Here is a 10039-nt window from a genome sequence, read left to right as displayed (position 1 = left end):
CTCGCACCGTGCGACGTCGAGCAGCCGGCAGGACGCACCGTGCGAGGTTCCGCACACGGTGCGAGGCTCGACGGCTCGCACACTGCGCGGAACCTCGCACCGAGCCAGCGCGCGCGTCCACCACCTCGCACCGTGCCGGGGCGCTTCAGCCACCTCGCACCGTGCGACGTCGAGCAGCCGGCAGGACGCACCGTGCGAGGTACCGCACACGGTGCGAGGCTCGACGGCTCGCACACAGCGCGGAACCTTGCACCCAGCCAGCGCACGCACATGCCCGCCGCACCCCACGCGCGCCCCCGGCGCCAGCGCGCCCCACGACGGACGGGAGGCCCGTTGCCAGCTGGCACCGGGCCTCCCGTCCGAAGGGGTGGTCGCGACTACGGCGTCGTGATGACCTCGGGCGAGCCGAGCGCCGCCTCGGGGCCCATCTCGTCGGCGATGCGGTTCGCCTCGGCGATGAGCGTGGCGACGATCTCGCGCTCCGGCACCGTCTTGACGACCTTGCCCTTGACGAAGATCTGCCCCTTGCCGTTGCCGGAGGCGACGCCGAGGTCGGCCTCACGGGCCTCGCCGGGGCCGTTCACGACGCACCCCATGACGGCGACACGGAGCGGGACGGACATGCCCTCGAGCCCCTTCGTGACGTCGTTCGCGAGCTGGTAGACGTCGACCTGCGCACGGCCGCAGCTCGGGCAGGAGACGATCTCGAGCTTGCGCTCGCGCAGGTTCAGCGACTGCAGGATCTGCAGGCCGACCTTGACCTCTTGCGCGGGCGGAGCGGAGAGCGAGACGCGGATGGTGTCGCCGATGCCCTCGGCGAGCAGGATGCCGAACGCGGTCGCGCTCTTGATGGTCCCCTGGAACTCGGGTCCGGCCTCGGTCACGCCGAGGTGGAGCGGCCAGTCGCCGGCCGCGGCGAGCTGCCGGTAGGCCTGCACCATCACGATGGGGTCGTTGTGCTTGACGGAGATCTTGAAGTCGTGGAAGTCGTGCTCCTCGAACAACGAGGCTTCCCACACGGCGGACTCGACGAGGGCTTCTGGCGTGGCCTTGCCGTACTTCTGCAGCAGGCTCGGCTCGAGGGACCCCGCGTTCACACCGATGCGGAGCGACACGCCGGCGTCCTTCGCCGCACGGGCGATCGCGCCGACCTGGTCGTCGAACTTGCGGATGTTGCCCGGGTTCACGCGGACCGCAGCACAGCCGGCGTCGATGGCCTGGAAGACGTACTTCGGCTGGAAGTGGATGTCGGCGATCACCGGGATCTGCGACTTCTTCGCGATGATCGCCAGCGCGTCGGCGTCGTCCTGCGTGGGGACGGCGACGCGGACGATGTCGCAGCCCGAGGCCGTGAGCTCGGCGATCTGCTGCAGCGTCGCGTTGATGTTCGTCGTCGGCGTGGTGGTCATCGACTGGACCGAGACGGGGGCGTCACCACCGACCAGCACCTTGCCGACCCGGATCTGTCGCGACTTGCGACGCGGGGCGAGGGTCTGGGGAGTCGTCGGCATACCGAGGTTCACTGCGGGCACGTGAGCACTCTACGCGCTCGGTCCGACCACGCCCGGTGCGGGGACTCAGGTCGCCAGGTCGGCGCCCGACGGGACGACGGTGATGAGCGGCGCGTACAACCGCATCGCCGCGAGGGCGCGTTCGTGGTCCTCGTCGCTCGCTCCGGCGCAGGCGTCGGCCACGATGGTCACCGTCGCGCCGGCGTCCGCCGCCGCCAACGCGGTGGACAGGACGCAGCAGTCGGTGGACACACCCGTCAGCACCAGGTGCGGGTGGTCACCGACGACCGCCTGGAGGCCCGTCCCCCACTTCCCGAAGGTCGGTTCCGTGACGACGGGGTCGTTCCGGTCCGCTGCCGCACTCGCGAACGGCTCGGTCAGCGCGTACAGCGGGTCGGCGTCGGGGACGAGGGCGAAGGGCCACTCCCGGTAGTACGGCTCCCAGGCTCCCTGCGGATGCGTGGGTGCGACGAACCGGGTGAACACGGTGCGGCCGGTGAACCGGGGCAGCAGCCGCTCGATGCCCGCACCGGCGTGGTCGTACCGCGGCGCCGCCCAGGGGCTCTCGCCCGTGAAGACCTGCTGCATGTCGATGACGACGAGCCAGGCGTCGTCGGGGATGTCGACGCTCACCGCTTGGCCAGCCGGGGCTGCTCCGACGGGGCGGATGCCGTCGACGACTGCGACGGCAGCGACTCCTGCCGCCGGATCGCCCGGCGGCTGAGGGCGAGCGTGCCGAGGAACCCGACGACGAGCGCGACCAGCACACCGAGGTTCGCGTAGGCCCATGCACCCTCACGCCCACCGAGTCCGAACGGCTCGAGCAGGTACCCCTGCCAGTTCAGCCACGCCGGCACACCGTACGTGTTCGTGACGAGCCCCCAACCGAGCACGGTGCCGAGCAGCACCAGGCCGATCGCCGTCCACCGGACGTCGCCGTAGCGGCCCCGGCGGTCGTCGAGCTCGGCCTCGGCGTACGAGGTCCGGCGCAGCACGACGTCGGCGACGAAGATGCCGGCCCACGCGGCGATCGGTACGCCCAGGGTCACGAGGAACGCTTGGAACGGCGAGATGAAGTCCTGCGCGAAGAACACGACGTAGATGGCGCCGGCGACCATGAAGACGCCGTCGACCCCGGCGGCCACCGGACGCGGGATCTTCACGCCGACGCTCAGGAGCGCGAGGCCCGAGGAGTAGATGTCGAGCACGGCGCCGCCGACGAGCCCGAGGATCGCCACGAGTGCGAACGGGATGAGGAACCACACCGGCAGGATCGTGGTGAGCGCGCCGATCGGGTCGTCCTGGATCGCGGAGTTCAGGTCCGGTGACGAGCCGGCGAGCAGGACGCCGATCACCACGAGGATCGCCGGGGCGAGCGCACCGCCGAACGTCGTCCACCACACGACGCCGCGGGTCGAGGCCGTCCGCGGCAGGTACCGGGAGTAGTCCGCCGCGGCGTTCACCCAGCCGAGCCCGAAACCGGTCATCACGAGGACGAGCGCCCCGATCACGTTCTGCGCGCTGCCGGAGGGCAGCGCGGTGAGGGCACCGAGGTCGATCGACGGCGCCGCGAGCACGATGTAGACGATGGTCAGCACGGCGGTGATCACGGTGATCCAGGTCTGCAGCCGCATGATCACGTCGAAGCCGGCGACCCCGGCACCGATGACGAGCGCCGCCACCACGACGAGTGCGACGAGCTTGGTGACCACGCCGCCGTCCCAGCCGAGCTCACGGAAGACCGTGGACGTCGCGAGCACGGCCAGCGCGGCGAGCGAGGTCTCCCACCCGACGGTGAGGATCCAGCTGAGGAACGAGGGCACCCGGTTGCCGCGCACGCCGAACGCCGCACGGCTCAGCACCATCGTGGGCGCCGATCCGCGTTTGCCCGCGATCGCGACGATGCCGCAGAGCAGGAACGAGAACGCGACGCCGACGACCGAGACGACGGTCGCCTGTGCCAGCGAGATCCCGAAGCCGAGGACGAACGAGCCGTAGCTCAGGCCGAGGACGGAGATGTTCGCCGCGAACCACGGCCAGAACAGCCCGCTGGGGGTGCCCTTCCGATCGGACTCGGCGATGACGTCGAGGCCCTGCCGCTCCACCGTGCGGACTTCCGGAGCTGTGCTCATGGAACGAGCGTAGTGCTGCCGCGACTACCCGAACAGGTTCACGGGCCGCACGATGTCGGCGTAGATCAGCAAGGCGCTCATGCCCGCCAACAGCACCACGACGACCATGGTGAGCGGCATCGTCTTCGCGAGGTCGATGGGCCCCGGGTCCGCCTTGCCGACGAGCTTGAACGAGCGGCGCTTCACCGCTTCCCAGAGGGCGCCGGCGATGTGGCCACCGTCGAGGGGCAGCAGCGGCACCATGTTCAGCACGAACAAGCCGATGTTCAGCGAGGCGAGCAGCCCGAGGATCGTGTACGCCTTGTCGACCACGGGGACGCCGCTCATCGACGAGACCTCGCCGATCGCCCGGCCGACGCCGACCACCGACACCGGGCTGTCCTGCGAGCGCTCCTGTGCACCGAACGCCGCGTTCCACACCGCGACCAGCCGCTGCGGCAGGTCGATGATGAGGTGCGCCGACGCCGAGATCTGCGCGCCCGTCGCCGGCAGGACCTCGGCCGGGGACTGCCGCACGAGCGACTGCCCGATGCTGACGCCGACGACGCCGACACGCTGGGTCTTCGTGGTGCCGTCGTCGTTCTTGACGACGGTGCCGTCCGCGTCGTAGACGTCACGGGTGGCGGTCGTCGGGGTGATCTCGAGGGTCTTCTCGGCACCGTCCCGCTTCACGACGACCGTGACCTGCTCGCCGGCGGACTCCTGGAACACCTCGGAGACGCGTGCGATGGAGGGGTCCTGCTCGCCGTTCACCGAGAGCACGACGTCGCCGGACTCGATGCCGGCCTGCTTCGCCGGGGACACCGCGTCGCCCGAGGTGCACTCGGTCGTCTGACTGGTGGGCAGGACGCAGTCGACGCTCGAGGTGAACGTCGTGGTCGGCGCACCGAAGCCGCACAGCAGCACGCCGAACAGGACGATGCCGATGACGAGGTTCATCGCCGGACCCGCCACCATCACGATGATGCGCTTCCACGGGGTCAGCCGGTAGAACGCCCGGGAGTCGTCGCCACCCGAATCCGCGATCTGCTCGGCGCTGGCCTGGCGTGCGTCCTGCACGAACGCGCCGTACATGCCGGTGTTCGTGATCGCACTCGGCCGGCCGGAGGCACGCGGCTTCAACATGCCGACCATCGAGATGTAGCCGCCGAGCAGGATCGGGCGGATGCCGTACTCGGTCTCACCCCGCGTGAACGACCACATCGCCTTGCCGAAGCCCAGCGAGTACTGCGTCACCTTGACGTTGAACAGCTTCGCGAAGGACAGGTGCCCCAGCTCGTGGAGTCCGATCGAGACCAGCAGGCCGATGATGAAGACGACCACGCCGAGGACGAAGAGCAGGACGGATTCGACGGTCACCGGGAAAGAGTACGGGACTGATTCCATGACGGAGCCGAGCGCCGTCTGAGAGGTGATCCGGGCCTCCCGTCCGTCACGTCCGCGGTCTGCCGCCTCCGAGTCGGACGGGAGGCGCGACTCGCGTCAGCGGGACAGCGCGCGGTCCGCCGCGGCGCGGGCCCAGTGCTCCGCCGCCAGCACGCCGTCGAGTGACAGCTCCCCCGCCGTGTGCTCATCGACCACGCGCTCGACCGTGTCGACGATGTCGAGGAACCCGATCGCGCCGGCGTGGAACGCCGCGACGGCCTGTTCGTTCGCGGCGTTGAAGACGGCGGGGAACGTCCCGCCGAGCTCGCCGACGCGCTTCGCGAGCGCGACGGCGCCGAACGCGTCGGGATCGAGCGGCTCGAAGGTCCACGTGCTCGCCGCTGTCCAGTCGAGCGGGACACCGACGCCGGGTACCCGGTCCGGCCAGGCGAGGCCGAGCGCGATCGGCAGTCGCATGTCCGGCGGTGACGCCTGGGCGATGGTGGAGCCGTCGACGAACTCGACCATCGAGTGCACGATCGACTGCGCGTGCACCGTCACGTCGATGCGGTCGTAGGGGACGTCGAAGAGCAGGTGGGCCTCGATGACCTCGAGGCCCTTGTTGACCAGCGTCGCGGAGTTCGTCGTGACGACGAGGCCCATGTCCCACGTCGGGTGCGCGAGCGCCTCGGCCGGGGTGACGTCGCGGAGCTCCTCGCGGGAGCGCCCGCGGAAGGGGCCGCCGCTCGCGGTGAGCACGAGCCGCTGCACCTCGGTCGGGGCGCCGGAGCGGAGCGCCTGCGCGATCGCGGAGTGCTCGCTGTCCACCGGCACGATCTGTCCGGGAGCCGCAGCCTGCTGCACCAGGGAGCCGCCGACGATCAAGCTCTCCTTGTTGGCCAGCGCCAGCGTCGCGCCGGACTCGAGGGCCGCGAGTGTCGGGCCGAGGCCGACCGAACCGGTGATGCCGTTGAGGACGACGTCGGCCTCGACGGTGCGGACCAGTCGCTCCGAGTCCGCGGCGCCGAACGCGGTGTCACGGACGCCGAACCGGGCCGCCTGCTCGGCGACGAGTTCACGGTTGCTGCCAGCTGTGAGGCCGACGACCTCGAACCGGTCGGGGTTGCGGGCGACGACGTCGAGTGCCTGCGTGCCGATCGAGCCGGTGCTGCCGAGGACGACGATGCGGCGTGGTCGAGAGGTCTTCACCCTGACAGCCTATGCAGGTCGACGCGCCGCCGCGAACAATGTTGGACGTGACATTCCAGTTCCACTACGGTCTGATGAACAACGAGAGGAACGACATGAAGACGATCACGAAGCAGATGATCGCCGCCGCGGCGATCGCACTGTGCACGGCTACGGCGCTTCCCACCGCAGCGACCGCGACGACGGCCACGCATGGGTCCCAGGACATCGTGGAGACTCTGACCGAGATCCAGGGCACGCAATCCCGAGCGGCGATTGCGACCTTGATGGACGGGGACGCGGTGGAGGCGCTGGTGGACTCGGACACGGGAGCGGTGCTCGCAGCATTGCCCGGACGCTCCCGCGCCTTCGTCGCCACCCTGCACGCCGGAACGGGTGCGCCACTCGGGTGAGCTCCGACGAACCGCACGGGCGGGTCGCTGAACACGGGAACACGAGAGCCCGGCCGACGAGATCGTCGGCCGGGCTCTCGTCATCCGCGAGGGTCTTGGTCAGCCCTTGGCGAGGATGTCGACGACGAAGACCAGCGTGGCGTTCTTCGGGATGCCCGAGCCTTCCTGGGGGCTGTCGCCGTAGGCGTCCTCCGGGGTCGCGACGATGAGCACCTGTGAGCCGACCTTCTGGCCGACGAGTCCGGTGACGAAGCCCTTGATGAGTGCGCTCTCCGACACCGTGAAGGTCGTCGGGGCGCCCTTCGACCACGAGGAGTCGAACTCCTTGCCGGTCGAGTAGACGACGCCCTTGTACTGCACGAGCGCGGTGTCGCCGTCGGCGATCTCGGCGCCGTCGCCCTGCTTGATGACCTCGACGGTCGTCTTCGTCGGGGCCTTCACACCGTCGGGGATCGTGATCTCCGGCTCGCCGGAGGACTTCTCCTTGACCGTGGGCAGGCCGGGGTCCTGGTCCTGCGGGGTGCCGTTCGCCTTCGTCGGGGTCTGCGCGACGACGTCGGCGACCACGACGATCTCACCGCCGGTGTTGAAGCCGAGGGCGGAGGACTGGCCGACTGCTGCGACCCGGTCGCCGACCTTCGAGCACGCGAGGAGCGCACCGAACCCGGTGCCGCCGACGGAGAGCACCTGCGGGTTGCCCTCGTCGAAACCGACCGTGCCGAGCTTCTTCGCGTCCGACGCCTCGTAGACCGAGTACGACACCTGCGCGTAGTCGCCGTCGTCGAGCGCTGCGCCCTTGCCGGTGATGAGCTTCGTGGCCTGCGGCTTCTTCGCGGACAGCCCGGCCTTGAACTTGACCGTCGGGGCCTTCGTGCCGCCGAACGAACCGGATGCGCGGATCGCGTCGGAGGACGTGCCGGGGTCCGGGCAGGACGTGATCGCGGCGGCCGTGGCGCTGGCCGTCGGGGTCGGCGATGCCGAGGAGCCGTTCGAACCGGAGCCGGAGCAGGCAGCGAGCCCCAGCACGACGGCGGGGACGAGGGCGATCGGGAGCAGGCGAAGACGCTTCACGGGACCCTAGTCTGCCTCACGCGTCGATGAGTCCCCTGCCAACGACGCAGCACGGACGACGGTCTCGGCTTCGTGGTGCACCGGGAACGCCACCGAACGGGCGATGAAGCAGAGCTGGTTGGCGGTCGCGTGCGCGGCGTCGGCATCTGCGACACGGTCGGCCTCGAGGATCGTGACGACCGGGTGCAGCACCGCCTCGGTCAGTTCGCCGGAGCCGTCCCGGTTCAGCCGGAGCGAGGCGGTCGCGGTGTCCTGGTAGTCGACGACCGTGAAGCCCTGGGTGACCGCGACGTGCAGGTAGCTCAGCATGTGGCACTGGGCGAGCGCCGCGACCACGAGTTCCTCCGGGTTCCAGCGGTCGCGGTCGCCGCGGAACGTCGGGTCTGCCGAGCCGGGGACGTCGGGCTTGCCGGAGGCCGAGACGACGTGGTCGCGGCCGTACTCGCGGTAGCCGGACGTGCCGGTGCCGCGGTCCCCCGTCCAGCTGACGGAGACCTCGTAGGAGTGATCGTTCACGTCGGTGGCCCTTCTGCGCTTCGGTACTGTTGCGGCATGACGGTGAGCCACGAAGTCCGCACTGATCGCCATCCTCTCACCGCCGACGGGTCGGTCGAACTGGCGGTCGTCGACCGCTCCGGGTTCGACGAGAGCCGCCACGTCGGCGCCGGTGTCGTGGTGGCCGCCGACGGCACCGTCCTCGACGCTGTCGGGGACGTCGAGGCGAGCATCTACCCGCGCTCGACCATGAAGCCGTTCCAGGCGCTGGCGGTCCGTCGGGCCGGAGCGCTGTTCTCCGACGAGGAACTCGTCCTCACCACCGCGAGCCACGCCGGTACCGCTGCGCACCAAGCACTCGCGCTGCACATGCTCGAGTCCTTCGACCACGTCGAGGCCGACCTCGGCTGCCCGCCGGACATGCCCTTCGACCGGGCGACCGGCCGCACGATGGACGGCCCGCGCCGGCTCGCGATGAACTGCTCCGGCAAGCACGCCGGGATGCTCGCCGCCTGCCGGGTCAACGGGTGGGACGAAGCGACCTACCTGGACATCGCGCACCCGATGCAGCAGCGCGTCCGCTCGGTGGTCGAGGAGTACACCCACGAGACCGTCGACCTGGTCGGGACCGACGGGTGCGGTGCGCCGGTCTTCCCGCTCACGCTGACCGGTCTGGCGCGGGGCTTCGCCGGCGTGGTCGCCCGTGCCGACGACGACTCCGCTGCCCTGACCGACGCCGTCCTGGCGCACCCCTGGGCGATCGACGGGGTCGGGCGCGCCAACACGGTCACGATCGAGCGGCTGCAGGTGCTCGCGAAGCTCGGTGCCGAGGGCGTCATGGTGATGGGACTGCCCGGCGGCGCTGCGGTCGCGGTCAAGGTGCTGGACGGTTCTCAGCGTGCCGGCACCCTGGCGGCGCTGACGCTGCTGCAGCGGAACGGGCTGGTCGGTGCCGAGGGCGTCACCGACGTCCTTGCGGCGACGGGTGAGCAGGTGCTCGGCGGCGGGGTGCCCGTCGGTGCCGTGCGGGTCGGAGCCGGGCTGCGCTGAGCGGGCCGCCCGACGGTCGGGTCGTCGGGTCGTCGGGTCGTCGGGTGGTCGGGTCGTCGCGTCATCACGCGGCATCGGCCCGCAGCAGTGGGAGGACCGGCCGGACCACCGTGCCGTGTCGGTCATCGGGCCGGCGCACCGAACAGCCGTACCGGGTGACGTGGACGGCGACGTCCCACTCACGCGGCGTCGAGCCGAGGCCGGCGACGAGCACCACCGTGCCACGAGCTGTTCCCGCCCGGTCGACCCGGGCGACCACGGCGGTGCCGTCGGGCAGGTCCGTCGTGGTGGACTGACGGACCTCGTCCCCGGGCTCGGCGAGCTCGCGGACCTGCTCGGCGATCGCCCGGAAGACCGCGACCGCGAGCACGCCGGCCCCCGTGACGACGACGTGTGCATCGGGAGCCGCCCGCAGCGCCGTGCCGTCTGGCCGGTGACCGAGGACGAGCGACGGCGTCACGATGTCGAACGAGCTGCGGTCGAGGTCACCGACGTCGGACTCGCGGTCCTCGGATGCACCGACCTCGGTCGCTCTGGCGTCGGCACCGACCTGCGATGGCTCCACGACGACCACCGTCGGTTCGTCGGTGTCCGCGACGGTCGCCGTCCGGTGCACCGCGACGTCGAGGACCGCACAGCACGCACCGGCCGCGAGGAGCACCACTCGGGCGCTCCCCGACACCGGGCCGAGGACGCCCGCGAGCACCAGCACGAGCGCGGCGCCGACGAGCACGCAGCGGGCGGTGAACGGCGACATGGGTCCATCGCAGCAGAACCCCGGACGCGCCGGGGGTCCACTCGCACTTCTGTGGAG

The 10039-nt window shown here is 70.8% G+C and carries 10 protein-coding genes; 2 read left to right on the top strand and 8 right to left on the bottom strand.

Annotated features, from left to right (window positions below; translation table 11 throughout):
• Positions 1–377: 377 nt before the first annotated feature.
• From ispG to dxr, 5 genes are all read right to left on the bottom strand, one after another.
• Positions 378–1511: a flavodoxin-dependent (E)-4-hydroxy-3-methylbut-2-enyl-diphosphate synthase gene (gene ispG, locus EDF19_RS17745; protein ID WP_123682173.1), complete on the bottom strand. Its 1134-nt coding sequence runs from the start codon at positions 1509–1511 to the stop codon at positions 378–380.
• 66 nt (positions 1512–1577) lie between these two features.
• Complete coding sequence (locus tag EDF19_RS17740; RefSeq protein ID WP_123682172.1) at positions 1578–2144, bottom strand: cysteine hydrolase family protein; 567 nt, start codon at positions 2142–2144, stop codon at positions 1578–1580.
• Positions 2141–3643, bottom strand: coding sequence for a cytosine permease (locus EDF19_RS17735; RefSeq protein ID WP_123682171.1), 1503 nt, complete (start codon positions 3641–3643; stop codon positions 2141–2143). The genes EDF19_RS17740 and EDF19_RS17735 overlap by 4 nt, the downstream gene beginning before the upstream one ends.
• Positions 3644–3667: 24 nt before the next feature.
• Positions 3668–5002 (bottom strand): RIP metalloprotease, encoded by a 1335-nt coding sequence (locus tag EDF19_RS17730; protein WP_185022931.1) that lies wholly within the window; start codon positions 5000–5002, stop codon positions 3668–3670.
• 123 nt (positions 5003–5125) lie between these two features.
• A complete protein-coding gene (gene dxr, locus EDF19_RS17725) occupies positions 5126–6217 on the bottom strand; it encodes a 1-deoxy-D-xylulose-5-phosphate reductoisomerase (RefSeq protein WP_123682169.1) in 1092 nt (363 codons plus the stop codon).
• A gap of 11 nt (positions 6218–6228) precedes the next feature.
• Here dxr and EDF19_RS17720 point away from each other — a divergent pair, with 11 nt between their 5' ends.
• Positions 6229–6609 (top strand): hypothetical protein, encoded by a 381-nt coding sequence (locus EDF19_RS17720; RefSeq protein ID WP_148071145.1) that lies wholly within the window; start codon positions 6229–6231, stop codon positions 6607–6609.
• Between the two features lie 99 nt (positions 6610–6708).
• Here EDF19_RS17720 and EDF19_RS17715 read toward each other — a convergent pair whose 3' ends face one another.
• Both EDF19_RS17715 and EDF19_RS17710 read right to left on the bottom strand, forming a co-directional pair.
• Positions 6709–7680, bottom strand: coding sequence for an FKBP-type peptidyl-prolyl cis-trans isomerase (locus EDF19_RS17715; protein WP_123682167.1), 972 nt, complete (start codon positions 7678–7680; stop codon positions 6709–6711).
• Between the two features lie 6 nt (positions 7681–7686).
• The gene (locus EDF19_RS17710) at positions 7687–8196 is read right to left on the bottom strand and encodes an OsmC family protein (protein WP_123682166.1); all 510 of its coding nucleotides are present in this window, start codon (positions 8194–8196) and stop codon (positions 7687–7689) included.
• A gap of 36 nt (positions 8197–8232) precedes the next feature.
• Between EDF19_RS17710 and EDF19_RS17705 the strand changes: the two genes are divergently transcribed.
• On the top strand, positions 8233–9225 hold the full coding sequence (locus EDF19_RS17705; protein ID WP_123682165.1) for an asparaginase: 993 nt from the start codon (positions 8233–8235) through the stop codon (positions 9223–9225).
• 64 nt (positions 9226–9289) lie between these two features.
• Here EDF19_RS17705 and EDF19_RS17700 read toward each other — a convergent pair whose 3' ends face one another.
• Entirely contained in the window at positions 9290–9982 is a 693-nt protein-coding gene (locus tag EDF19_RS17700) for a hypothetical protein (protein WP_123682164.1), read from the bottom strand.
• Positions 9983–10039: the final 57 nt, after the last annotated feature.

The organism is Curtobacterium sp. PhB115 (assembly GCF_003752025.1).
In the GTDB taxonomy this organism is placed as follows: Bacteria; Actinomycetota; Actinomycetes; order Actinomycetales; family Microbacteriaceae; genus Curtobacterium.
Note: the sequence above shows the minus strand (reverse complement) of the source record. Positions and strands in the feature narration are given on the sequence as shown.

Excerpts from the sequence above, each read along its gene's own strand:
- EDF19_RS17700 (WP_123682164.1), bottom strand. The coding sequence starts at position 9,982 with ATGTCGCCGTTCACCGCCCGCTGCGTGCTCGTCGGCGCCGCGCTCGTG.
- EDF19_RS17705 (WP_123682165.1), top strand. The coding sequence starts at position 8,233 with ATGACGGTGAGCCACGAAGTCCGCACTGATCGCCATCCTCTCACCGCC.
- ispG (WP_123682173.1), bottom strand. The coding sequence starts at position 1,511 with ATGCCGACGACTCCCCAGACCCTCGCCCCGCGTCGCAAGTCGCGACAG.
- EDF19_RS17735 (WP_123682171.1), bottom strand. The coding sequence starts at position 3,643 with ATGAGCACAGCTCCGGAAGTCCGCACGGTGGAGCGGCAGGGCCTCGAC.
- EDF19_RS17720 (WP_148071145.1), top strand. The coding sequence starts at position 6,229 with ATGCAGGTCGACGCGCCGCCGCGAACAATGTTGGACGTGACATTCCAG.